A 24,048-nucleotide genomic window follows, 5' to 3' on the forward strand; every position below is an offset into this window, starting at 1 on the left:
GCAAACCTGTTACACGAGAAAGCCATCGAGGGTTGCATTGACCGGTACAGGTGCGATAGGGTGTGCGCATCGCCCCTTGTTAAGGGCATGCTATTCAAATGGAGAGTCTCGCATGAATAAGCAGGAACTCGTCGATGCAGTTGCTGCCGCCACCGGCGACACCAAGTCCAGTGTAGGCGAAGCGATCGACGCCATCCTTGACGTCGTTACGACGACGTTAGCGCGAGGGGATACGGTTCAGCTGATTGGCTTTGGGTCTTTTTCGACAGGAGCTCGGGCAGAGCGTGCAGGTCGCAACCCGTCGACAGGGGAGACCATCACGATTCCGGCTGCGAAGACTGTTAAGTTCACCGCTGGCAAATCGTTCAAGGATCTCGTAAACGGCGCATGACAAGGATTGCTGATATCGTCGAATGATTACGACGCTGGTCGCGAACCATCGATTTGATTTGGCGATCTCAATAGCCGTCAGAAATGTGCTCGGTATGCGCCTGGTCTTTGCCGCGACACCGAAGGTAAAAATCGAGGCGTAACAGCGCATCTCGACGATCACATGGTGGCCTGCTAGCGGCGGAATCAGAATTTAATTCTTTTGCGAATAATTCCTTCGTCGTCGTCGCTCCTCATCTGCATGCTGGAGCGCCGGCTGGCGACGTCGGCGCTGCCAAAAGCTCTTTTACGCTAACTTAGACGCGACGCCAATGGTCTGGCTTGTTCTTGTCGTTAAGGTGCCGCACTCGGGCGACATGAAGGGGCTTGTCTGGGTGGTTTGATTTCGCCCAGGCTATCGCCGCTGCCTGGGTCCTCGTTGTATGCAATGGGGCGCCGCTATGCGCCGACTCCACTGTAAATATCCCAGTTCCCTTCTCATTGATGAAAAGACTATTGTTCGCCACGATTTTCTCCATGCTCTCTCAGATTTAAATTACTTTCGGTTGCCAAACGGCCGTTGGCGTGACGATGTTATCCGAAATCTTGTAGATATGCCGAATTCCGAGAAGCGGCCTGGGACCCAAGAGAATTCAAAGGAAGCGGTACGGGATCGCCATTTGTCATGATAGGACACGATAAGTCCTGAATTGGGGGTGAGTGGGTCAAAACAGGTCAATCCGGGGGAGCCATCGTATGCGCCAGCGGAGTTATCAATTAGCCGAAATTGTTTTCAATATATATATTGTTGAAAATCCTTCGCTATTACCCGACACTCTGGGCTTTCCATCCGTCAATCATCGATGGTCCACCGCCCACCCATTGGGAGGGTAATCCGTGAGGCGCGTCTTGCCTTGGGTTACACGCAGGCTAAGCTGGCTTCCCTCTGTGACATCACACCCCAGTATCTATCCCTGCTCGAGCTGGGAGAGGTGAATGTGTCGTTTGACACACTTTTATCAATCAGCGCTGCGTTGGACCAACCGCTGTCTTCAATGATTGAAAAAGCGGAGACGTTGCACGCAGGATCACAAGTCAGTGAGTCCACGGCCAAGTCACACGAGAGAACGCGATCCAAGACTGCGCGGGCGGTAATTAAGCGAGCAAAAAAGCTGTGAGGCCGCGGATCGCCGGAAGCAGGTTCAAAGGCGACGCCGTCTCTGATGGCGTTAAACGCTATTGATCGTAAATTATCTTAGTTTGCAACTATTGAATTCGCCCTGATGCGTTCGGCGATGCTAGGCCTCTGTGCACAGTAGCCAGCTCCCGGGGCTCGCACAAGGAGATTCTTCGCCGGTCACCTACTTCAAAGTCCGCCTGTCAAATGCCGTCGTCAAAGGCTGCTCCAGATCGTGGCGTACTACTTTGAGAGGGACTTGACCAGCCGCCATCGCTCATTCGATGAGAAGGTTGTCGCCGTGCTCCGCGACCAGTTGCTGGAGCCGGGAAAATTCTCCGCACCAGATGGTCTCGACGTCCTTATCCTGGCTCGTCTCACGCTCGTTCGTGAGCGCGACAGCACGCACTTGGAGCCGGCTCGACTCGGCTTGACCACCAACCTCTACGCCGTACCCGGGCAACGACGGTTTGCGGACCACGACGCGTCCGTCATTTGCCCACACGGTGCTCACACCTTCGTGCACTTCATATCCAAGCCGGGCGAGGCCTTGAAGGATGACGTCGCGCCTCGACTGCGCCGCTTTCCGTTGCGGTTCTCGATCGAGGAACGATTGGCACGTCTCGGCAAGCGCGGTAATTACCTCGACAGCCGTTGCACCATCGCAGGCAGCGACCTGACTGTGGAGCGATGCGGCTTCGTCAGGTTGAAACTGCCGCAGTTCCGTCGCCAAGTTCGTCAGGCGGTCCGATGCGGCGCGTTGCGCCTTCGCCAGAGAGATGCCGTTCGATAGCTCAAGGATAGGCCTCGGCAAGTACCAACAGTTCAAGAAGAAACGCGCGGCGTCCGATATGCGGATTCAGGATGCCAACCGAGAGCTGTGCCAGGTCGTAATCAGCGAGATTACTCCGCGCAATGAATTCGTATTGCAATAGCTGGGGACAACCTGCGCATATTTCGACGGATTCTTTGGGTGGCGGCGTGCAATTCACATGCGCGCGCGACAATAATTCTCGAAATGACGAATAAAGAGCGAGGTGCGCGTAATCCTTTTGGCGCGGTTCTGCTTCTAACAATCGTTTGCTAAACGTTTGCCGTGGGCGCTTGAGGCGAACTATCTGCTCCATGAGATACGACATTCGATGTGTTGTGCGCTGACAGCCCTGCGAGAGGCAGGCGTTAGCGCCATGAACAACTAAAGATGCGCTCGTTCTCTCCGTAAACAGCAGGGAGACTGAAAAGAATCTTTGAGGATGGGGTGGCTGTGACGGGACGGAACACGAAGAGGCCGCTGAACGAATGCGCGAGTTGCGGAAAAACATGGTACCCACGCGGTAGTGACGTCTCCAGTCGATGCCCGAAATGTGGGAGCAGCAAGACTCGCGTTGCAGGCCTAGGTATCGTCGGTACGTTGGGTACGCTGTTGCTCATGATGACGCTACGGGGCCACCAAGGAAATCATGATGCTGCTCCCGTGACCATTCCATCCGCGAGTCAGGTGCAATCGGGCGGCGAACGTTCGGATGCGCAATTGGCAAGTTCGCCGACGACTTTTCTAGATCAAGCGTCAACGCCGCAAATTATCGACACGAGAGCAGGTGCAACGTCGAAACAAGGCCTTGATACCGCCAGCTCCACATACATCGATTCGGAGGGTCCCTCCTCGCAGGAAGCCCGGAGCCCGGCGACGGCGAGCTTTAGCACTTCAGCGTTATCATCAGCGGTTGGGACGAGCAACGTATCGTTCTCGCATCACTAATACAAAGACCTGAGAGACCAGCTATCGCATCATGAGTCTGCGCCCGCAAAACGAATGTAACAACTGTTCATACACCTGGTTTCCGCGAGGTAAGTCCGTTTCGCTCCGATGCCCCCAATGCGGTGGGCGCGACGTGGATGTCGTGCGGCCGCCGGAGCGCTCATCTTCCGGATGCGCGCCAGTAATGTTGGTGGCGATCGCAATTGTGATTGCTATAGGTTGGGCCGCCTCAAAGTCGGGGAGTGGTTCGTCTTCAACGACTTCGTCTGCGCAACCCGTGGCGGCAGCCCCGGTAGACACGAGCGATGCGATTGCACAACAGACTGCGTCCGATGCCAGCACGGTCGCAAACGCGCAGGCACCGGTGCCCGCTGAAGCAACTTCCGATGCCGCCGTCGCAAACACGCCTTTGGTACAACCCGACGAAGCTGCAAGTACGGCGGCAGCCGTATCTGGTACGACAAGGCCCACGTACACCACAAGCTTCGATTGTACAAAAGCGACTCATGAGGATGAGGTAGCCATCTGTGGAGACCCTGGCCTTGCAGCTATGGATGTGGAGCTTGGGGAACTGTATCAATCTGCGATGAAGACTATTTCGGATCCGGTGGCACTTTCAAGTTCTGAGGCCGGTTGGGTCATTGCGCGGCAAATGTGTGATAGTGATTTAACCTGTCTTCGCCGAGCGTACGGGGAGCGGATTGGACAGTTCAAGGGATCACTCGGCTCACCGCCGTTGCTTCCGAACCAGCCGTCAATCGAAAAGCCATAAACTCCGTTGCCTGCGGGGCGGTACGGCGGCTAAGGCGGACAACAACAAACGTATGCTTTCAGGTGTTCTGACATAACGAAGGTCTCGTCAGGGCACGTCATAGATATCAACGGCGTACGGCTAAAGCAAGACCGTTGAGCTGAGTTTTTCGCGAGATCGGTGGCACAGGTTTGTTGACAACGCATTCGTTACACGGTAACGAATGCGACGCCCGAAGACATTTACTTCGCGGAAGTGACACGATAGGACAAGACTCTCCCGGGTTCTGAGCCGTTCAGGGTTAAAAACATTTTGGGGAAAAGAGCAAATTTCGGTCCAAAAAGATTCACTCGTCGTATACACTTTCTCGGCGAGCGATTAGCACAGAATCAATCAAGAAGAGAGAGACCAGCATGGCTGCACAAGCAGAGCAACTAGTTACGTTTGATGAGGCTCAGCGCCTCGTTCACCGGGATGGAGCACTCGAAGAAGCGGTTCTCCGTGTGTCAAAGATTGACTTCGCAATGCAATGCCGAAAGCTTGTCGAAGAGCATGGCTGGTCGATTGAAACCTGCGCCGAGGTCGAAGACCTGTACCGGAAATTCCTTGCATTGAATATTCGTTATCCAGAACTCAAGCTTTGCCCCAACGGGCCGGTTGACGAGTTCTGGCATGCGCACATTCTAGATACCCGAAAGTATGCCGCCGACTGTGAGCAACTCTTCGGCGAGATGCTACATCACTATCCGTATTTCGGAATGCGTGGCCCGGAAGACAAGGCCGATCTCGATCAGGCGTTTGCAGGTACCGTCGACCTGTTTATCCGTCACTTCGGTATAGACCCCACGGCAGGCGACGCACACGCACGTGCTTGCCGCCCTCAGCGCTGCCCCTGATCAAACAGCAATGGTCGGCGAATCTTCGTTTTTCGTCGATCCGAACGATGACGATCTCCTCGAGTCCCGGAACAGCGTGTTCTGGGAGGCGATGCTGGACAACATCCGCCGGGACAGGTTCGGGCGCGTCCCGAAGCGTGTGCTGGACATCGGTTGCCACAGAGGTGGATTGCTCGCTCGTATCGCCGAACTCTGGGGCGGTGACGCACTGTTCGGTATCGAGCCGATACCGGCAGCGCGGGCGCGCGCGCAGTTGCGACTAGCCTCATGCGCCAAAACTGTTCAAATTTTGTCACCCGAACAGTGGAAGCTGGTTCCCGATCGGTCGCTTGATCTGGTTGTGTGCCATGAAGTGCTCTTCACCATCGAGGACCTGCGTGGGCTCGTCGGGAACATAGCGCGCGTGCTTGCATCTGGCGGGCGCGCGTATGTCGTTGCTGGTTGCCACGCGGAGAATCCTGTCTGGTCGATGTGGCGTGACGCATTTGAGCGTGAAGGCAGGCAGGTTTATACGCATAGGCCGCTTGAACTTATGGGGTTCGCCGGAGAATTTGGGCTGAATCCGGCCGTGCGGCCGCTGCGCGAGACCGGGTGGGCAACATATGATCCCGCCGACAACGTGTTTGCCTTTCCGTCAGTCGGTGCGCTCCTGGATCATCAGTTCCGGCATAAGCTTCTTTTCAGGTTGGCCCAAAAATGACGTCCGTTCCACAAGTCGCACTTGCGCCCGGCGAGATTGATTCGATACTCGCCGTCCGGTACAGGTTTGATGGACTCGAAGCAATCGAACATGCGCTCCAGGATACTCAAGCGCTTCCGGGTAGTGACTCACAGATTCTGCAACGACTGCGGGCAAGGATAGTGGCCACTTGGGGTGTTCACGACCATGTGGTTGTGAGAAATCTGCCTTCGTGTTCCGATGGGACGACCGGGCTGGTCCTGGCAAGCCTTTGTTTCGCTAACCTCAAAAGATATCGCGGCGGAAAGATCGTCAAACATTTCCGCATGTCGCCTTGGACAAAGGCCCTCTCTCATACGCTCGCATCTGGGTTCTTTCACACGGACCTTAACACTGCCGAGCACCCGCCGGCCGCGACAGCGATGCAGTGTCTGGAGGCTGACCCTGGGGCGCCAGATTATGGCCAGCTACGCGTGGCACGGGTTTGTGATCTGATTGAGCGCCTCCGGCAACGCGACTCGACGGTTGCAGATTTCCTGCTACAGGAGCGCGTCACCATGGTGAATGAGATCTCTCCAAAAGGATGGGAAGGGTCAATGGTGGGCGAGGGGCTTATTCGGTTCCATCCTGAGAGCCTGCTGGCGGCGCAACGGCATTTTGGTAAGAATCCTCCGACGCTGGAGCAGCACCTGGCAGCGATACATCAGGCGGCCATCGAGGTTTCGGAACCGATCAATCTTGAGCCAGGTGAAATGCTGCTCGTCAGTAACCGTCGTGCTTTGCACCAGCGCGGCGCCTGCACAGTGCGATTCCGAGAATTTCCTAGCGTATTCGAATCCCGTCGAGTGAGTGTTTTCCACGCGTACGAAGAGCCGGCATGAAACTGGCCCGAGCAATCGAAGTCGTGGGTGCGACTACTAACAATCTTCGGGATGTAGACGTTCACCTACCGGAGAACTCCATCACGGCTGTGGTGGGTGTGTCGGGATCAGGCAAGAGTTCCCTGGTCGACAAAACCATTGCGGCGGTCGGGAGCGCGCGAACCCGTCGATTCCTCGATATCCCCGCTCCTGGCGCGAGCGAGGACGTGCCAGCATTTGTCGGGGCCACGCCACCGACCGTTGTTGTCGCTCAACGGGCGTTCCTGGCTTCGACGCGTAATACGGTTGCAACATCGACTGCACTGATGCGAGTTTTAAGGCGACTATTCTCGCGGTTCAGCGCTCCGTTTGCCGCTGATGTTGGTGAGCCGGCGCCTGTGGCCACTGCGGAGATTGTCGCCGAGTGGCTTATTCGATACATGAGCGGCAAGGCTATCGTCTGGGTGGTGCCGGCCTACCAGATTCGCACAGACGGCCTTGATGAGGTACGTAACCTCGCCAGTGCGGGACTTGGTGATGTCGTTATCTACAGCGAAACCGATAAAGGGAAGAAGGCCGAGACGGGCACGACCTATTCAACGGCGAGATTTAAAGGGTTGCGCTGCGATGTCCGCCATACCATCGAAGCCAAAGTTGGCGAAGTAAGTCTCAGCGAAAAGAGCCGTCGACAGTTGCTCGACATTTTGCGCAAGGCATGGGAGATCAGCGCGGATGGTGTATTCATCGAGTTGCCGGCTTCCGACGAACCGGCGTTAAGCCGATCCTATACTCACGGATTAGAATTACGTAAACATCGGGTGCATCCGTCGTCACGACGGGTGTTTCGGAAAGCAGACCCACACTTGTTTTCGTTTAATGCGCCGACGCACGAAGACAGCGGGGCATGCCCGAGTTGCGAAGGTCTCGGTGTCAGCGCGGATGTGCAGGAGGAGTTGCTTGTCGCACATCCCGAACGGTCAATGCGCAGCGGCTCGCTGGCACTGTGGACCGACAAGAACTACCGATATGTAAATATTCAGCATTCCACGATCGAAGGGCTGCGCGGACGGGACGGTTTCGACCCGGACGTTCCGTGGAATCGCCTTCCGCTATCAGCCAGACGACTGATCCTCGAGGGTAGCGCGGACCCGGTAATCGACCTTGATCCGAAAACGAAGAGGAAGACGAGCGCTCCTCATCCGTTTTCGGGATTTCGAGCTGCAATTCTCGAGAGGATTGGTCGACAGTCGGCGTCTGCAGACGCACTGAAGCGCTTCGTGTCGACGGGTCGTTGCCCAATGTGTGAGGGTACCCGTTGGTGCGCTGAGACTCGGGCGCTGCGGGTCGGTGGACGCTCGATTGACGAGGTCCTCAGCGTATCTTTTTCCCAACTCGCTGATTTCGCTGATGCATGGAAAGCGGTTGCGGTGAAAGAAGCTTCATCTGCCTCAGCCGCGCGGGAGATAGAAAGCCTGATTCAAAATGTAGCCCACATCGCGCGTTCCTTCTCTAACGTCGGGCTGGGTCATCTATCGGGCGGTCGCAGCTTGCTCGAAGTTAGCGACGGCGAAGCACGGCGAATCCGGCTGGCGGGTGTATTGAACAGTCGCCTCTCCGGCCTTCTCCTGGTGTTGGACGAACCTGGCCGAGGCCTTCATGAAGCGGATCTCGACAATCTTGCGATAGCCATCTCCGACGTCGCCAAATCTCACACGGTATTGATGAGTGAGCATCGCGCGCGTCTTGTTCAGAATGCCGATCAGGTAATTCAGCTCGGACCGGGCGGGGGACCTGAAGGTGGACAAGTGATCGCTCACTCGTTGAGTAACTGGACCTTTCCGGTACCAGGACGTGATCTCTCCGGCGCCTACAAGCGCAAACCGCAGTTCCTGGAAATTGCAGGAGCCAGTGTCAACACAGTGCAGAGTCAAACGGTGCGAATTCCTTTAGGGACTCTCACATGCATTGCCGGCGTTTCGGGCTCAGGTAAATCGAGTTTTGTGCGAGGTGCGCTCGTTCCCGCACTGATTGAAGCGTTGCCGTCGGGCAGGGTTGAAATCGAAGACTTCCGGGTGGTTCGCGGAAAGTGGAAGAGCTGCAAAGGGGCAGACAACATTTCGGCGCTGTATGCCCTTGATCAAGGTTCGCCGTCGTCGCAACCGAGGAGCCTGGTCGCCACTTATCTCGGATTCGCAGACGCGCTACGACGTGAGCTCGCATCGACGGATGCAGCGCATACACTGAAGTTGCAGGCAACTGATTTTGGAACGAACGCAGGCCGAGGCAGATGCCAGGCGTGCATGGGCCTTGGCACAAGCTCGGATGGGGAGGCATGTACGGTGTGCGGCGGTCGTCGCTTCGGGCACGATGCGTTGTCGGTAAGAGTCGGAGGGCTAAACATCGCGGAGTGGCTCGATCTCCCGCTGTCCTCGCTCCGTGGTGCCCCGTTTCCATGGGTCGCCGATAAACTGATCGATTCGCTGCTCGAGTTGGGGATTGGGCATCTGTCGTTGGGCCGCAGCCTCAATACACTGAGCGGTGGCGAATTTCAGCGACTGAGACTTTCGCGAGCCATTGCCGTAGAAGGGTGTTCGGGGGCGCTGTTCGTACTCGACGAGCCGGGGGCAGGTTTGCATCCGCAGGACGTCGAACACCTTTACCGTGCCTTGCGGCACATCGTGAGCGACGGTAAGAACACTGTCGTTGCAGTCGAGCACGACCCCTATCTTTTGTCCCAATGCGACTATCTGGTCGAGTTTGGTCCGGCCGGCGGTCCTGACGGAGGCAAGGTTATCGCCGAGGGGTTGCCGAGCGAGATTCGCGGAGCTAAAACGCCGACTGGTCGGGCTCTGAAGAGTCCCGCGCGCGTGACCAAAAAAGGGAAGAAGACGGCAGTGAAGTCGGAACCGGAAAGGCCGGGCAGTCTGGAGGAGGCGCTGGCAGCTCGTCAGGAGATCCGACAAATCATGGGTGATGACGTCAGTCCTCCGGACGAAGGTAAAGCCCTACAACCCGGTGCGATTTTCCATAGAAGTGCGCGAGACGTACGACCGCTTGAACTCGGCGATCTTGACAGGGCAGTCGTCCAGTTTGCTATCGAGGCAATGCCACCCGTAGAACTGGCGCTCAGGCGTTTGCTCGATGCGTGGGAGCGCCATCCGGCGGCAAGTCTTTATGTCAACCCGCTTCTGGATGCGGTGTCCGTTTGGGGAACGACCATTCCCGCTGCGGTTATCAAGCAGTCGAGGAGTGACGCGATCGCAATGGGACTCGACGACTTCACGTTGGGTCAGAAAAGCGCGTTGCTACTGCGGGTTTCGGGCCGTCGGCTGAGGCCAACCGAGGCGAGTCCTGATGGGCGTGTTCTCGCTCTTCGCGACGCATGGGCACTCGGCAGCGGTTTTGTGGATTTGCTTGATGATTCCGGGCAATCCATCGCTAGCGCGACGGACCGCCTCGTTGATCTCTCGCTGGGCATCGCAGGCCCACGGCGACACCGAGTCGATAGTTTCGTGCGTTCCAGTTCGCTCGGCCGTTGTCCGATGTGCCGTGGGGGCCGGTCTGTTCGTGATGTTGACGAAAAGCGCATCGTCTGCAACACCAAATCGTCCATTTTTGCCGACGATTTTCTGGCTCCTGTCATTGCTAAGCAACTCAAAGGTTTCCGCCGGAGTGAACTGATTCCTTTCTTTCGCCGTATGGCTGACGAAGGGATATGGCGAGACGTGTCGTGGGGCCAATTGACTCCCGAAGAGAAGGCCGTCGTGCTTTGGGGTTATTGGGTACGCCCCGGTCTTGGAACATTTATTAAACATGGCAAGGGTGCGGACGGAAGCGAGGTCAATCACTGGCTCCGATGGGATGGTCTGGCAGATCAACTCGATTCCCGACTCATGGCAAGTGCTTCCGGCGGCGGAGAGCGAACTTGCCCGATGTGTAACGGCACTGGACTGTCGGCGAAGGCGAGGCTTCTAATGCTAGCGGGGCGGTCCTGGCAAGCGTGGATGGAGGACGGCACTATCCGCGAGCTGGTCTCGGCGCTCAAAGCTATCAAACCTGTGAACACCCGTCACGCGATGGAGCATGGGCGAATCTTGCATTGTCTAAGTTCGTTCAAGCCTTCAGACCTGCGGCTTAATGAGGCAGTCGAGTCGAAGCAGCGCGAAGCCGCCCTGTCGGCCGTAGCCAAGGCTTTCACCGGTATGGCCGCATATTGCTTCTGATATGTACAACCTTTTTGATACCTTTGCGCGTCGCTACGATTGGCATACGCCACCAGATCACTACTTCCGCGATCACGAACTGGTCATATCATTGGCAGCCGAGTACGGACCGGATGCGCGGCTACTGGATGTCGGATGCGGGACAGGCGTCCTTATTTCAAAGGCGATAGCGGCCGGAATCCAGGCTTCAGGCTTCGATGCATCCGCCGATATGGTTGAGGTTGCCCGGGGGCGGATTAAGAAAGACGCCGTCTGGGTTCAACGAATGCAGGAGCTTGATCAACGAGACTGCTATGACCTCGTGGTATCGCTCTCCTGGTGCGTGCACTACTGTGCGGATCGCAACGAGCTGCAAGACGTGGTGGAGAGGATGTATCGCTCACTACGCCCAGGAGGGCGCCTACTGTTACAGGTTGCCCATGCGGACAACCTCAGCAATGAGTGGCTTGAGGATAGAGAGATGGGGCCGGCAGGACTGCCGGACGATGTAGTTCTTCGCTTTCGCTTTCGAACAGCACCTGGGCGGTCCGATGTAATGCTGGCGGACTATGGATTTGTATGTCATAGCCTTGGGGAAGCATTTAGCGAGACACACGAATTGAACGTCGCCAATGCTATAGAAATTGCGGACATGTTGCATGTTTCACGGTATGACGACGTCCAAATCTGGGATTCTTGGAAGCGCGATCCGTTTGCAAGCAGTGGAAACGTTTTCGTTACCGGACTCCGACGTCCCTAAACTATTTGATACCATCACCATGGATGAGAAAAACAATGAAGCCCAAGGAGTGCTTTGGCGAACTCATGTGCTCCTGGCTACTGTGTGGCGCCGCCTCAAACCTCGTACCACCCGGCGTAGCCGTTGCTCCATGACAGAAGTACTTCGCAAAGAACGGGAAGCACTAGAAAAACGCCTGCGAAGTATCGGAGACCCTCGACCAGAAGGAAGGTGGGAACGGAATAACTGCGATTTCCCGAAAGACTAGTTCGGGACCAACCGAGTTGCGCGAAAGCTCATGTTCATCGTGATCGTCGGCATGGCTCCGTTTTTTGCAGCGAGGGAGGTCTCCGAAACATGAGACCGGGCAAGCGACGAATGCTGGATCGAAGCGATCGTCTGGATCCGATATACGATGAGATCGAACGGCTGAAGGCGGGAATTCGAGCCAAGGTCGAGCACCCGTTTCGCGTCATCAAGAGGCAGTTCGGTTATGCGAAGACGCGTTATCGTGGTTTGATGAAAAATACCGCTCAGATAACCACGTTGTTTGCGTTGAGCAACTTATGGATGGCGCGCAGTGCGTTATGGAAGTCTTGAAATCAGATCGGTGTGGCGACAGGTCGACAGGTTTCGTCGCCATAGCGTGGGACAGACGGTGATACCTGGCGCTCTTCACCCCAAGTCACCACCATCTGCGGTCGGGCTGTGACTGATGCGAAAGAACATCGCGCCGAAAAACGAGTTGTGCAGACCTTCCTTAACAGCGGGCCTGTTCGCGCGACTCGGCCCCCTCCTCGCAAGCGAAACGGCCGCCCGCAGTCAAGTGGCGTCGCCCCCCGGTCAACGGCCATTCTTCGATTTGAACATGCCTAGGTGAAGCCTGAGATAGTATGCCTGCTGTTTGTTGGGGACTTCTCGCAAGTTCGCGGGAATGCCGAGGATCGCGCGATCCGCCTTTGTGACCCGGTGAGAGATCTGCATTTTGCCGGTCTCCGGTGCGAAAGCAATCAGGTGGTTGTCGAAGAGTTTGTCTAGCGTAGCAATAAGCGGTAGCCCATTGAACGGATCCAGACGCTGTTCATCAGTGCTGTCGTTCCAGCACTTGGCATGACTCGCAATCAGAGCTGACCGGATGGTAAGACCGGTCACCGCGCATTTGCCCCCCACAATTTCAACATCTTCTTGCGATAGATGCCCTGACCCAGTCGGGCTTTAATCAAAGCTTCGCGCTGAGTCGGCTTGAGATCCGAGCGCCGGCCAATCGCTTCGAGATCCGTATGGATTGTCTCGGCACTATCCGAAGGTAAGGTCGCGCTGCCGGTACCAAGGTTTGATTTGCGGGTTGCCTTCGGTCCCCAAACTTGCAGAACCTTGTTACCTTGAGGTGGCGCCTTTCCTTCCAGGAATGCCTTGATCCCACTATCGATCAAGGGGAGTTTCCGGAATTTATCTACCTCGAAAATTGTGCGATCCCCGTTAGGCCGTGATCCGGTTACAACGCCTGCGAAAAGCGTGCGTGGGTAGCCGTCCGACGTATGTGAGGCCGACGTCGGTAGGGTGGGAAGCACGACAAACATAAGGTCGCCGCGGGAAACGCGATTGGGAGCCACATCCCAACTGCCAGTCTCATTTTTCTTGACGAAGTCACGATTCAGTCTGTCGAGTTCGGCATCACCAGGCTTTCCGGTAACGAGAAACGCTCGCCCGCACTCGGGATACCGGTCTTGGTAGCTCTTTATCGTTTCTGCTTCATACATGGTGGCTTGGAATGACAAAATTGGACGAAAATAATCCTACATCAGTACGGTTTCAGATGCTCTTAATCCGGTGTAACACCAGTTCAGAACGATCGAGTTCGCATCGAGTGGCCATGCCGAGCGACTGCTCGACTTTGAAACCCGCCGTTGCGCCTCTGGCGGCCCGACTGTCGGCACCGGGTCGATTATGCTAGTCCGCTATTCCCAGAAACAGACATTCGACTGCAAGTCATCGCGAATGAACGGCGTTGATCGACGCCGCCATCCCCTGCGATGACTACAACAAGATCGCTTGCTGCAGAAGTTCCAGGGCTTTCAGTTCGTCAAGTCGACCCGTGCGTGCTTTGCCTGCGAGCGTCTTGATCAATGCTTCTGCTATCGGCGCAATACCCTGCAAATTGTCCAGGCTGGTCGAGGAGGTGAAGGGCACCGGAGGCAAGTCTTGATGCGAAGGCGCAGCGGCAGGCATCGACCCAGCCGGTACCGCTGGGGCTACCGGAGCTTCCGCATGACTTCCTGCCGATAAACGGCTGGCAAGATCGACGGCTAGGTCATTTACGGGAGCTTCGGAGCTGGCGATGGTCGTTTCTCTTTGTTCCCCAACATGCGCAGGAACGGGTGAAGGATGTTTCGAATCGCCCATGGTGGTCGAACGCTTGCGCCTCGTGCGGGCCTCCTGGCTGATGGGTTTCCTCTGTATGCCATCCGTTACTGGCGCCGGCGGCGTGTCTTGCTTTACTGACGCACGCGCACGCGCACGTGGAGCAGGGGCAAGCATAACGGAAACGGATTCTGGAATTTCGGCTTCCGTTCGCGGGCTGTCCAGCCAGCCGACTGGCAATCCGAGTCGTTCCGTAAAGCGGTTTGTCTCAACACTGTCCATGCGCTTCTTGCCGTGGAGTCGATCAGCGATGTTGAATCCGCTCATGTCCATAATCACACCAAGTCGTACTTTCGATCCGTTCCGGCTCGTGAGAAGATGGAGATTAGTGCGTCGGATGTTCTCCACTTCGCCACTGTCGTTCAGTGCCAGGGGGCGCTGTTGTAGCGCTTTAGTAGACGCCGCGTCTTTTGTAGTCGAATCTTTGCGCGGGCCACGAGTCTTAAGCTGTTGTTTGGTCATCGCACTTTGACTGTTTTTGACGGTTCCCGCTGACCCGCCAGCTACTTTCTTTGGCATTTGTGTTTCCTCGGACACACTGACTGCTGAAGCCGCCGCTTGATTGGCAGTTTTGGCGGCAGGCGGCGCGGGCGCTTCGGACTCTGCGTCGACTGCTTCATTGATTTGAACGAAGTCGAGCGGTGACTTCAGACGGGCGATGGTCTCCTCCGTGAGCGCAGGGTTAGGCTGGTCAAAGAAGCCATGCGGTAACCCGAGCGTGGTTTCCATGTGAAAGGCAGTCTCAGGCGTGAATCTTTCACCTTTCAATAACTCAGCCACGCGCCCCATGTTCGATTCGAGTGCGATGGCGATATTCTCTGCGCCCACAGCGTTGACCAGAAACTGGAACGACCGTGTCGCGAAGATAGAGGCAATCTGGGCGGAGTCTTTGGCAGACGCCTTCACGTACGATGGTCTTTGCCGTTGAGGCGGAGAAATTTTCTCATGATGAGGTTGGCCTTGGCCTTGGCCGTGGCGTCGGGGTCCCGCATATCGCCCGCGGGCTTGGCTCATAGAATGCGGCTCCATGCGGTGTGGATTCTGGATATTCCAATTATAGACGAGCCGGTGTGGCAAAAAACAGCCGGTCAGCGGACGTATCCAGTACTGACAGCTGACATGCAGTTCACGCCCGATGAACGTTCCTGCATGGCTGCTGCCGATGTGCGGAACATGTGGGCAATCCGGTGGGACGGGCCTTTGAGCGGTCACCCATGACGCCCGCCTGGCAATCGTATGCAAGAGTCGTCGACAATCAAACGCAACAGCCGCTCTATATGGCAGGCCCAAGCTACGCAACGCCTTAACCTGCATACAAAGCTAACGGTTGCGTGGTTTCTTGATTGATCCGCGAGCTAAATCGCGAAGTTCGACGTCGATCGCCGCGCCTAGCCTGTGCATCAGCTTCTCGCCATTGCGCGATCTGCTCGGGCGTAATGCTGGCGATAACATCTGGATGGTGTACTGCCATCCGCACAGTTCGCCCCGCCTTCCGAACCTCTCGGTAGGCTAAAATCGGGATGCGGCGGATGTACCGCCAACACTCGTATTCGATTTTGCTGATGTTGAGGCGCGCGGGAACGGCGTCTGCCTTGATGAGGCTCTGTTCGAATGCGGCGTCGGCTACGCGCTTCTCAAAGAGCCGTTGCCGGCGACTGACAGCACCATTGGACGGTCGAGGAGGCGGTGGCGCGATCTGCATCTTGTTCGACACCCGCGTCGATAGTGATGCTTTCTGAAGCCTTTTCGGATTCGGGTACCGGTCGCGAAAATATTGAAGTGAGAACGTTTCGGTGGCCGCAGTCGTGCTGCGTGACGCGATGTGACCCGATTGGGTGATGACCGAGGCATCCTATCGTGGACGGATCGCACGAATATCGGCGCTCGCACCGATCGAGGTGCGCCGCGCCAGGGAACCGATGTCGAACGGGTACTCAGACTGCGAGACGTAGAGGTTCCTGATGCTCGAAAAACAAGTTCCAGCCGCGCAGGTCCGGTATGCGGCGATGACCGATGAGGTGTTCAGCTGCCGACACTTCCTGACAAGGTAATTTGGGACGAGAGACGGTGCGTCGCAATTGAGAAACTTTGCCGCATCCTCGCGTTCGCGGATCCCAAAAAGGTTCTGAAAACAATCTACAAGCGCATCGGGATCTAGCCAATGTTGCGCGGCGACGATATGGCTGATGTGCTGCTCTGCTATACACGGCATTCAAGAACGCTCCCGGCAAGGACGAGTGTTCGCATCCATGGGGGTTTCATTGGACGTTCCGAGCTTTAGTCTGCGATGTCATCGCGTGTCCAGTGCGGCAGGATAGGCCACTCGACGGAACCTGCGTTTTCGCCCGTCAAGTCATGGACCGCACGAATTACGTAAGCGTGGCGTGGAAGCAGGTCGCGGTGAAGGTCGCGGACCAGGTTTTCGAACGGTATCTTGGAGTCGAAAAAGCCGCCGAGGTCGAGCTCTGTGTGAGCAATGCGAAAGCCACAGTCGAGATGGAATGGTTGCACCGGATAATTGACCAGCGTGCATGAGGAGCGGCTCGCGTAGACTACGAGTAGCTCAGCTCGAAACCGACGAAAGACCGGTCCTGCCAGCGTCTCATAGTCGAACATGACCCGCTGTTCTGCAGTGAGCATCATGCGAACGTCGTTGCACGTTGGGGCGTCAGTGAAGACTAGCGGTTCAAACGAGAAGTTTTCCGTGCTGGAATGGAAAATCCACGATTCATCAAATACAGCAGCGAGCGGGACCACGACGCAGTAGCGCTCCGCGACTAGCTCACGCATCGTATCTGGAAGCTCGGAGCTATGTAGCAGGAAGCACGTGTCGGGCTGCGCTTCGGCGTGTTCACGAGCGAGCGCGAGGGCCGGCGAGAGATTCCCGACGCGATGGCGTTTCGGAGCTAGGGCTACGCGCTCTTCGCTATTCCAAGTCCATGTGAAGTCTCGCAATGACCGCATCACCAGCGTGGCGTCAGGAACCGTATCTTGCACGTCCGCCGTGTTCCAGCCCGGAAATGTTTTTGCCAGAGCATGATTGAGGTGCTCGTTTGCGCAATCCTGCGCTGACTGCCACGATGCTGCATGCTGGGCGTGCCCCTCCATCGCGCGAAACAGCGTCACGCTCCGCTCGGCCAGAGTCAGGTATCGGCCGAGGCGGCGTTCGAAATACCGACGGAGTCCGATCCTTTTAGCGCGCCTGCGAAGTCGGGATTGTCTTCATATAGCCAGAACGCAATGGCGCCTGGCTCAACAAGATAAGAGAGGTACTCTGGGTTTCTGCGCACGAGGTCCCGGAGTAGGACGCTCGCATGGTTGAGCGCGATGAGCGCGAGTTGTGCAGCCGCAGGGGTAGGACTGTGTAAAATTACTGGCGTAAGTATTGTACGAACGAAAACAAAAAAATAGACCGCCAGCAAGGCTGGCCCCGAGATCTCGACACATAGCGCGACGTTTTAGCCGAGACAGGGTAGCTTGATGGCCCAGGCTGTATGCTTCCCTTGGACGCGGGAGCGCGCTCGATGTCCTGGAATTTCCTTGTGGCGTGTCGACGAGCTAGTGCGGTTGGATCGGGGCCATCCGTGACCGCATGAAATGGACTCGGGCCTTAAGACAGCATGTCTGCTATCCATGAGCCTGCGACTTCAGCCAATTGGGCCGGCACCGCGTTCCCGAGCTGACGCATAGCTTGCGACCAGGAACCCGTCGGTAGAAACGCGTCAGGCATCCCCTGAAGTCGGGCTGCTTCGCGTACCGTGAAGTGTCGGGCGCGCCCGTCGTCGAGAATGACCATATTTTCCCCTCCAGGCACGCCATGAACGCCGGCCTTCAGGGCTTTCGCGGGCGCGTCCAGTTCGCTTCCGGTATGCCCGGGATACTGCTTGCCGAACCCGCGCGGCTCGTGCCCACTAAGTCGGCCCGCAGGTGATGGTTCGCCAAGGCCAGCGAATGCATCGCGACAGGTTTGCCACGGTAGAACGTGCGGTTCATGACCGGACTCGGTGAGGGAGGAAAGCAGCTTTCGGTCGGCGTGACGGATAGTGCCCGGTCGGGAGAGACCGTGTCTCTGCCAGTACGTCCCGGACATCCACTTGTCCCAAACCAGTCTGGCGGCTGAGTGAGTTGGGGCGGGGAACGGGCGAAGGGTGCCAACGTCGCGCCGAATACCGGCAATCAGGACTCGCTCGCGCTTTTGGGCTGCGCCATAGTCGGCGGCATTCACGGGAATCATGGCTACTTCGTATGCCTCCGGAACTGCATCGGGATGTCCTCCGCGTTTCAAGGCGTCGACGATGCTAGCAAGGTACGGCGCGAACGAGGGACGAAGAAGTCCTTTCACGTTTTCAAACAGAAATGCACGCGGTCGCATTTGGCGGACCGCCCGGATTGCCTCGGGCCACATGTCTCGGTGGTCGGCTTTCCCCGCCGACAGGCCGCCAGCTGAGAAAGGTTGGCATGGAGGACCTCCTGCCACGAGATCGACGTTACTGAGCGCTGTCCAGTCGATGTTTCGTACGTCGTCTTCGAGAATCGATGGCGACGATTGCTCGGTATCTTCGACGAAGTGATGGCGTAACGTTGAGCACGCCTGCTTGTTGAATTCGGCCATCGCGACGTGATGGAAGCCAGCTTGCGACAGGCCTGTCGCCATCCCGCCGCATCCCGCGAAAAGTTCGGCGCAAGAAAACTGGCGTTCGGCAGGACGGTGGGTGTGGTGACGGGGCTCAGGCGGGTTGCCGTAAGAGCGCTGATGGGTTGTGGACATGGCACGAGTTCTGAAAGAAAACTCGTGTAGCCGCTGTTTTTAGCCGGGTGAGGCGGCGCGGTGAGGTGCGCCTTGAACAACGCATCTTGAGGCGTCTGTGGTGCGTCTGGATAGCCATAGCGCCCCGCAAAGGGGGCGGCGCCCGAAGACCAGACGGAGAAGATCGCCTGCGAGACTTCCGGCGTTCGGCCTACGACCGAAGATGAGCGCGATAGAGCGCCTCGCCGATTCGACGTACGAGCCCGACTACGAGCGCATTGCCCATCAACATTGCGCGCGTGACATCCGAAACGCCGGGGTGAGCGGTGAATCCGCGCGGAAATCCATTGAGTTGCTCCAGCTCCTCCGGTGTCAGCCGCCGGATACGTCCGCTCGCTTCCCGAATTGCATGTTTCGTTCTCGACGGCGAGCTCCCTCCTTCCGACGTGATAATGGTCCGAGCGGGCTTGTCGAGTGCGTCCGGAAATAGCATCGCGCCCTCGGAGTACGTGTAGTCAAAGCCGCCCTTGTTGCGCGGGATGGTTTTGGCTCCTTTGGTAGCTCTCCACGCGGCCTCCTGTTCCGGCTTCACGTAAAAGTCGGTGGCCACGAGCCCGGTTTGGTGAATGACGTCACCGAGCGTCAACGGGGCGGCGTGCCCGCAATACTCACTGAAGTCAGCGATTTGCGCGGCCCGCACACTGACGGTGTGGACACGCCCGCCGAGCATCAAGCCAGAGTTCGAGAAGCGGGATTTTCCGTTCGACAGAGGACGGTAGGACAGTTGCTCGTCGAAAGGGTCGGCGCGCAGCGTCAACGCTGGTTCGACCGCGTCAAGCGGATTAGTTACCTCGCATGGAAATGCCGACGTCAGGACAGAGGCTGGTTGCCATTGTGACGCGTTCGCGCCCAGGGTTGCCAACTGATGCTTGTAGATACTCGTGCTTTCGTGATACGCCACGATGAATGCTCGTCGACGTCGCTGGGCATGACCGTAGTCCGCCGCATTGATGATTCTCCATTCTGCTGCATATCCGAGAGAATTGAGCGTTGCAAGGATAACTGCGAAGTCGCGCCCTCGGCACGAAGCAGGCGACGCGAGTATGCGGTCGACATTCTCGAGAACAAGATATTTGACCGGCGTCCCGTTGTCCAGACATTGCCTGAGTAGCTGGGCGATCGACCACCACAGGACGCCTTTTTTCCCTGCGAGTCCATCGGATGACGAGAGCGGCTTGGCCACGCTGTAGTCTTGACACGGAAAACCTCCTACGAGCACGTCAGGACCGGCGTTACGGACGGCCTCGCGCCCAGACTCCGATGCGAGCACTGTGAAAATGTCCTGGTTGATATGCGCCCCCGTCGGCCAATGCTTCCGGTAGATGTCGCTTGCATGCTGACGTTTACGTGACGGTTCGAACTGATTCGAGAGCGTGACCTTGTACGGAGAGCCGTGCACCGCCTCGAGACCCAGGCGGAACCCGCCAACACCTGCGAACAGTTCCACCACGTTCAGTTGTTCCTTTGCTTGTTTCTCTTGCGCTGCCATCTTGTTTCCTCGTTGTGTTGGAAACAAGTGCAGCGATGCTTTTTATCGCGGTATCTCGAAGGTTGTTGGTTGCGGGGGGCAGCGCCGCTATCAAAGTCGCAGGGGGAATCGACAGCGCGCTGTTTAAGTAGTCCGGAAACCAGAGCCCGCGCACTGGCCTTATCTGTCAACGCACATACTGACCATTTGTTCCTGAGCGAGTGAATGCCTTTTCGGTGGATCGCAACACCTGTATCTGGCAAGTGCAACGCAGGGCTATGCTGAACAACGAGAAAGGCAACAACGTGGGGTATATCGTTTAAGTGTGGTCGACGACTCCCGATCCGTCGGCTAAGCGTGACCGTCAAATCGGCGAGAATTGAAAAGAACTAAAGGCGATAGAAAATTATTTGATAAGGAATTATTCATTTTCTATTTGCCAATTGATAAGCATTGCCATGTTTGTGTAATACCGTTAGTATGCGTCGCATTGCAATCGGGTGAGCGCAACGGAAATCCTACTGGGCGGAAACATGGAATTTAAGAAGTTTGAGGCAGCGGAACAGGGTGATTTGCTTCAGTTCGGGCGACTTGCCCGAGCTGGGGAGATGGTTGAAATTGCCGAAGGTGCGGCGGCGCTGCGTGCGAGTGCACCAGTTTTCGTGATGACAGTCGATCCCGCGAAATTGGCGCCGCACCTGGCTGGAGACGCGGGTATCGCCTTCGGCGCGTTCGAGTCGGATGCCTGCATTATTGTGACGGTGACCGTGCAACTGGGAGGTGCTCTCTTCAAATGGCTGGCTGATCCTACCGACTCTGAGGTTTGGAAAGCGATCGACAACATGAGGCGCACAGAGCAGATTGCATTTTCACTGGAGAGCGATTCTGACTCGTGGCTTCAGCCCTTTGGCGTTCGGTCCAGACTTGGTATCGACAAATATCGAAAAGAATTGGGGATGAAAGGGAAGCCATTTCTCCAGGAGGCTATGGCGCGCATTGCAGGCGGGACGATCCATGAGGGCGATCCGAGCATCCTCGTCAGCAGTCCCGTGACCTATTCGCAGGTGGCAATCTTGGCAACGCGCGGCGTAGTGATGGCCGCAGAAAAGCTTCACGCGGACTTCTCTGCGTGGAACGAAGCGCGCAATTCGAAAATCGAAACCAAGCAGTAACGCAAACCGCGCGGAAGACGCGTGGGGTCAGCGTTTCGTCGTCGAAAGCGCTACGCGGAAACGTGATTTCCCGCGTCAGCGGCGACGCGAGGGCCGCTGCCTACGATCGCGGGAAGCGGAGGCATCGAAGTGCTTCGAAATTGCGAGTGCGATGTAGAATGTCTTCTTTTCCTCCGCATATCACGCACATGTCGGCTTCCAGTCCCATGCGAATGATGGCTCCCTTGTCTGATGAGGAGCTGGATGAGCTAGATCGGTTCCTCATGTCGGACGAGGTATCTGATGAAGCGATGATGCTGGATATGCTCGACGGATACCTGACGGCCCTTGTCGTGGGACCGGCTACCTTGCAACCGAGCAAATGGCTTCCCGGGATATGGGGCTCTGCTGAGGAGGATGCGCCACACTTTCAGACAGCGGAACAGGGACAACACATCCTCGACCTGATCTTGCGCCACTACAACGGCATTATCTGGAGTCTGCAGGCCGATGCGGATGCTTTCGAGCCAATGTTCCATGAGACGACGTACCCGGACGACCCTCGCGCATACGTCGATGGCGAAGCCTGGGCACACGGTTTCATGCAAGGCATCGAACTGTCCCGGCAGGCTTGGCAGCCACTCTTTGACGATGCGCAGGGCCAAGCCTGGATGCGTTCCATCTATCTGCTAGGTGCTAACCATGTGTCTCAAGAGGAAGAGGGGTTGATGAGGTGGCCAGCTCAGCGGGAGGAGCTGGCGAAGGCAATTCCTGCAGGCGTCGCCGCGATCTACCGATATTGGTTGCCTTATCGAAAGGCCGTTCAGGAGAGGCAAATAGCTACGACTATTGAGCGCACGACACCGAAGATCGGGCGCAATGATCCGTGCCCTTGCGGAAGCGGAAAGAAATTCAAGAAGTGTTGCGGAGCGGCAGCGGACCTTCACTGATCGCTGCCGCCGGCCCCACGATGAGTGTATCGTCAGTCATAGTGCAAACATCGTTCAGTAAGCTGAAAGACCTCGAAGACGCTGGCGTGGTCGGCACTCGGCGGGGCGTTAAGTGCATCGGCGATGCGAGACGCTTCAGCCATGCTTTCACGAACATCGTTGGTGATATCGTATGTCGTGTGATAGTGGTAATCGGTGATGATCCATAGCACATTAAATTCATCGCGTTTGCTCAGCTCCATCTCGAAAAAAACAACTTCGGAAACAGGAACCTTCCCGTCAGCGAGAAGCAAACATCCGACATGAATACCGTTGGGCTGCACGCGCGCTTCCCCGCACAGGTGCTCCGACCTGAACTCGATAGCCCGCTTGTCGACGGGCAACACAGCCACAAGGCAGTCCGTATCTTCGTCATCGGAATCACCAGAAACGTCTGAAAGTGGGACCACATAGAAAGCGGGGAATGCTGCCTTAGCCGCTTCTGCACGGATTGACTCCACGAATGCCTCCATGAAGTCATCCTCATCGAAATCGTCGTCAAAATTGCTGGTAGCTGCGTACGACATCTTGAAATTCCTTAGTTTTTTCGTGGCCTGAACTCGGTCGCATCGTGCGCATGTATGTATAGCTACGTCGTTTCCGAGCACTCGTAGCAGGGACGTGACACATCTCTTAGAACGGAATATCCTCGAGTTTGTCCGGGTCCTCAGTCAGTGGACGTTCCGTGTGCCAGCAGTCGAATACGCTAAATCGCTCCTCAGCCACAACGGCGAAGCCGTCGGGCAACCTCGCGAAGGTGTCTCGCTGGGGAAGGAGTTCATGTGATTCAGGGCGACGCGCAAAATCTTCGATAATGTTGCCATCAACAAGGGCGTTAAACCGATGCACGGCCAGAGCGCACAAATCGCTCGAAATGAACAAGATGGGCATCTCAGTATCGAATTCGCGCAAATGACTGGCCATTCGTGTCGCATCCAGCCTGATGGTCCCGGATGCGAGTTCAAGCACGAGGATTGACCCCTCATGCGGTCGATGAACGACAGCAAGCGACGGAGCATCGTGTGTCACGTGGGTCATCACGTACTTGCTCATCCATTCGTCAGACACCTTGATGGCGAGATGCCGGCGCGACATGACTTTTTGCAAAGGCGAAGGAAGTAGGAAATCACGGAGCAGATAAACAGTCCGGTCCGCGAAGTCGCTCGCTCTGATTTCTTCGATAGACTTCGACGTTTCGGCAGTCCACGTGGTCATCCCTGCGGTCGCTTCAGGTTTCACGGTTCGAACGTTCAATGCCAGAGAAAGCAAGCGGTCATACGACGCCCCAATGTCTGTCGAACAAAGTGCGGCTTCCTGTTCACTGATATGGCCCGGTAACTGCGAGTCGTGTTGCTGATTCGGAGTCGCAGGAAGCACGGGATCGTCGAAGGGCTTTCCGTTCAGCGCCGCCTCAACCAACGTGGCGACGCGGCACATGTCCCGAAGGAAAACGGGAGCGACGCTGACATAGGCCTCGAGGATATCGTCGTCCGACCACCGGCAACGTTCCTCAATGTCGTATCGGCGATGCATCAGGAACTCAATCGCGGAAGCAGGGGTAAGGTTTTGCCAGGCCGAGAGGTATCGGCCGTCGGTCGATGCAACCTCTGATACTTCCTTCTCAAGTTCGAAAAGCAACTCGGACAGCGTGATGGCTTCTGGGACCGGTAGTTCGAAGTCTTCGGGGTAGTGCATAGTGATAGATGTCCTTCTTGCTCGAAAAGTTGTATAGCGAGGTCTTTTAGCCGTCTTCGGCAGTCTCTTGTACCGCCCCTGAAAG

At 56.7% G+C, this 24,048-nt stretch carries 19 protein-coding genes and 1 pseudogene; 11 read left to right on the forward strand and 9 right to left on the reverse strand.

Annotation, left to right across the window (positions count from 1 at the left end; translation table 11 throughout):
• Nucleotides 1-112 precede the first annotated feature (112 nt).
• The 3 genes from FRZ40_RS32265 to FRZ40_RS44195 all read left to right on the forward strand — a co-directional run bounded on the left by FRZ40_RS32265 (nt 113) and on the right by FRZ40_RS44195 (nt 2,339).
• On the forward strand, nt 113-391 hold the full coding sequence (locus FRZ40_RS32265; RefSeq protein WP_147236917.1) for an HU family DNA-binding protein: 279 nt from the start codon (nt 113-115) through the stop codon (nt 389-391).
• 841 nt (nt 392-1,232) lie between these two features.
• Nucleotides 1,233-1,547, forward strand: a complete 315-nt coding sequence (locus tag FRZ40_RS46315; protein WP_147236919.1) for a helix-turn-helix domain-containing protein — start codon at nt 1,233-1,235, stop codon at nt 1,545-1,547.
• Nucleotides 1,548-1,805: 258 nt separating this feature from the next.
• The gene (locus FRZ40_RS44195; protein ID WP_158647058.1) at nt 1,806-2,339 is read left to right on the forward strand and encodes a hypothetical protein; all 534 of its coding nucleotides are present in this window, start codon (nt 1,806-1,808) and stop codon (nt 2,337-2,339) included.
• Between the two features lies 1 nt (nt 2,340).
• Here the strand turns inward: FRZ40_RS44195 and FRZ40_RS32285 are convergent, their stop codons facing one another.
• Nucleotides 2,341-2,673 carry a hypothetical protein gene (locus FRZ40_RS32285; protein WP_147236920.1) on the reverse strand — a complete coding sequence of 111 codons (333 nt, stop codon included), beginning with the start codon at nt 2,671-2,673 and terminating at the stop codon, nt 2,341-2,343.
• Between the two features lie 1,796 nt (nt 2,674-4,469).
• On the opposite strand from FRZ40_RS32285, the gene FRZ40_RS32295 reads away from it, so the two are divergent.
• The 6 genes and pseudogenes from FRZ40_RS32295 to FRZ40_RS32320 form a co-directional block, all read left to right on the forward strand.
• Nucleotides 4,470-4,952, forward strand: a complete 483-nt coding sequence (locus FRZ40_RS32295; RefSeq protein ID WP_147236921.1) for a glycine-rich domain-containing protein — start codon at nt 4,470-4,472, stop codon at nt 4,950-4,952.
• The gene (locus FRZ40_RS32300; RefSeq protein ID WP_147236922.1) at nt 4,924-5,652 is read left to right on the forward strand and encodes a class I SAM-dependent methyltransferase; all 729 of its coding nucleotides are present in this window, start codon (nt 4,924-4,926) and stop codon (nt 5,650-5,652) included. The genes FRZ40_RS32295 and FRZ40_RS32300 overlap by 29 nt, the downstream gene beginning before the upstream one ends.
• Entirely contained in the window at nt 5,649-6,512 is an 864-nt protein-coding gene (locus tag FRZ40_RS32305; RefSeq protein ID WP_147236923.1) for a TauD/TfdA family dioxygenase, read from the forward strand. The genes FRZ40_RS32300 and FRZ40_RS32305 overlap by 4 nt, the downstream gene beginning before the upstream one ends.
• Entirely contained in the window at nt 6,509-10,714 is a 4,206-nt protein-coding gene (locus tag FRZ40_RS32310) for a hypothetical protein (protein ID WP_147236924.1), read from the forward strand. Before FRZ40_RS32305 ends, FRZ40_RS32310 begins: the two co-directional genes overlap by 4 nt.
• 1 nt (nt 10,715) lies before the next feature.
• On the forward strand, nt 10,716-11,453 hold the full coding sequence (locus FRZ40_RS32315; RefSeq protein ID WP_147236925.1) for a class I SAM-dependent DNA methyltransferase: 738 nt from the start codon (nt 10,716-10,718) through the stop codon (nt 11,451-11,453).
• Nucleotides 11,454-11,852: 399 nt separating this feature from the next.
• Nucleotides 11,853-12,032: pseudogene (locus FRZ40_RS32320) on the forward strand (transposase); the annotation flags it as partial.
• Between the two features lie 243 nt (nt 12,033-12,275).
• Here the strand turns inward: FRZ40_RS32320 and FRZ40_RS32325 are convergent.
• The 6 genes from FRZ40_RS32325 to dcm all read right to left on the reverse strand — a co-directional run bounded on the left by FRZ40_RS32325 (nt 12,276) and on the right by dcm (nt 20,149).
• Nucleotides 12,276-12,584 (reverse strand): HNH endonuclease signature motif containing protein, encoded by a 309-nt coding sequence (locus tag FRZ40_RS32325; protein WP_158647059.1) that lies wholly within the window; start codon nt 12,582-12,584, stop codon nt 12,276-12,278.
• Nucleotides 12,581-13,192, reverse strand: coding sequence for a hypothetical protein (locus FRZ40_RS32330; RefSeq protein ID WP_147236927.1), 612 nt, complete (start codon nt 13,190-13,192; stop codon nt 12,581-12,583). The genes FRZ40_RS32325 and FRZ40_RS32330 overlap by 4 nt, the downstream gene beginning before the upstream one ends.
• Nucleotides 13,193-13,469: 277 nt before the next feature.
• A complete protein-coding gene (locus FRZ40_RS32335; protein ID WP_240057408.1) occupies nt 13,470-14,759 on the reverse strand; it encodes a hypothetical protein in 1,290 nt (429 codons plus the stop codon).
• Between the two features lie 1,371 nt (nt 14,760-16,130).
• Nucleotides 16,131-16,979 (reverse strand): hypothetical protein, encoded by an 849-nt coding sequence (locus FRZ40_RS32340; protein ID WP_147236929.1) that lies wholly within the window; start codon nt 16,977-16,979, stop codon nt 16,131-16,133.
• 484 nt (nt 16,980-17,463) lie between these two features.
• On the reverse strand, nt 17,464-18,621 hold the full coding sequence (locus FRZ40_RS32345) for a DNA cytosine methyltransferase (protein ID WP_147236930.1): 1,158 nt from the start codon (nt 18,619-18,621) through the stop codon (nt 17,464-17,466).
• 190 nt (nt 18,622-18,811) lie between these two features.
• Nucleotides 18,812-20,149: a DNA (cytosine-5-)-methyltransferase gene (dcm, locus tag FRZ40_RS32350; RefSeq protein ID WP_147236931.1), complete on the reverse strand. Its 1,338-nt coding sequence runs from the start codon at nt 20,147-20,149 to the stop codon at nt 18,812-18,814.
• Between the two features lie 512 nt (nt 20,150-20,661).
• Here dcm and FRZ40_RS32355 point away from each other — a divergent pair.
• Nucleotides 20,662-21,300 carry a hypothetical protein gene (locus FRZ40_RS32355; protein WP_147236932.1) on the forward strand — a complete coding sequence of 213 codons (639 nt, stop codon included), beginning with the start codon at nt 20,662-20,664 and terminating at the stop codon, nt 21,298-21,300.
• Nucleotides 21,301-21,515: 215 nt separating this feature from the next.
• A complete protein-coding gene (locus tag FRZ40_RS32360) occupies nt 21,516-22,229 on the forward strand; it encodes a UPF0149 family protein (protein WP_240057536.1) in 714 nt (237 codons plus the stop codon).
• A gap of 32 nt (nt 22,230-22,261) precedes the next feature.
• Here FRZ40_RS32360 and FRZ40_RS32365 read toward each other — a convergent pair whose 3' ends face one another.
• Together FRZ40_RS32365 and FRZ40_RS32370 are read right to left on the reverse strand one after the other, a co-directional pair.
• On the reverse strand, nt 22,262-22,795 hold the full coding sequence (locus tag FRZ40_RS32365; RefSeq protein ID WP_147236933.1) for a hypothetical protein: 534 nt from the start codon (nt 22,793-22,795) through the stop codon (nt 22,262-22,264).
• A gap of 106 nt (nt 22,796-22,901) precedes the next feature.
• Entirely contained in the window at nt 22,902-23,963 is a 1,062-nt protein-coding gene (locus FRZ40_RS32370) for a hypothetical protein (protein WP_147236934.1), read from the reverse strand.
• Between the last annotated feature and the right edge of the window lie 85 nt (nt 23,964-24,048).

The organism is Paraburkholderia azotifigens (assembly GCF_007995085.1).
Lineage (GTDB): Bacteria > Pseudomonadota > Gammaproteobacteria > Burkholderiales > Burkholderiaceae > Paraburkholderia > Paraburkholderia azotifigens.

Bases quoted from the DNA above. Each gene is read 5' to 3' on its own strand.
- FRZ40_RS32310 (WP_147236924.1), top strand. From the start codon at position 6,509: ATGAAACTGGCCCGAGCAATCGAAGTCGTGGGTGCGACTACTAACAAT.
- dcm (WP_147236931.1), bottom strand. From the start codon at position 20,149: ATGGCAGCGCAAGAGAAACAAGCAAAGGAACAACTGAACGTGGTGGAA.
- FRZ40_RS32355 (WP_147236932.1), top strand. From the start codon at position 20,662: ATGGAATTTAAGAAGTTTGAGGCAGCGGAACAGGGTGATTTGCTTCAG.
- FRZ40_RS32370 (WP_147236934.1), bottom strand. From the start codon at position 23,963: ATGCACTACCCCGAAGACTTCGAACTACCGGTCCCAGAAGCCATCACG.
- FRZ40_RS32365 (WP_147236933.1), bottom strand. From the start codon at position 22,795: ATGTCGTACGCAGCTACCAGCAATTTTGACGACGATTTCGATGAGGAT.
- FRZ40_RS32265 (WP_147236917.1), top strand. From the start codon at position 113: ATGAATAAGCAGGAACTCGTCGATGCAGTTGCTGCCGCCACCGGCGAC.
- FRZ40_RS32285 (WP_147236920.1), bottom strand. From the start codon at position 2,673: ATGGAGCAGATAGTTCGCCTCAAGCGCCCACGGCAAACGTTTAGCAAA.
- FRZ40_RS32295 (WP_147236921.1), top strand. From the start codon at position 4,470: ATGGCTGCACAAGCAGAGCAACTAGTTACGTTTGATGAGGCTCAGCGC.
- FRZ40_RS32330 (WP_147236927.1), bottom strand. From the start codon at position 13,192: ATGTATGAAGCAGAAACGATAAAGAGCTACCAAGACCGGTATCCCGAG.
- FRZ40_RS32360 (WP_240057536.1), top strand. From the start codon at position 21,516: ATGGCTCCCTTGTCTGATGAGGAGCTGGATGAGCTAGATCGGTTCCTC.
- FRZ40_RS46315 (WP_147236919.1), top strand. From the start codon at position 1,233: ATGGTCCACCGCCCACCCATTGGGAGGGTAATCCGTGAGGCGCGTCTT.
- FRZ40_RS32345 (WP_147236930.1), bottom strand. From the start codon at position 18,621: ATGTCCACAACCCATCAGCGCTCTTACGGCAACCCGCCTGAGCCCCGT.
- FRZ40_RS32305 (WP_147236923.1), top strand. From the start codon at position 5,649: ATGACGTCCGTTCCACAAGTCGCACTTGCGCCCGGCGAGATTGATTCG.
- FRZ40_RS32315 (WP_147236925.1), top strand. From the start codon at position 10,716: ATGTACAACCTTTTTGATACCTTTGCGCGTCGCTACGATTGGCATACG.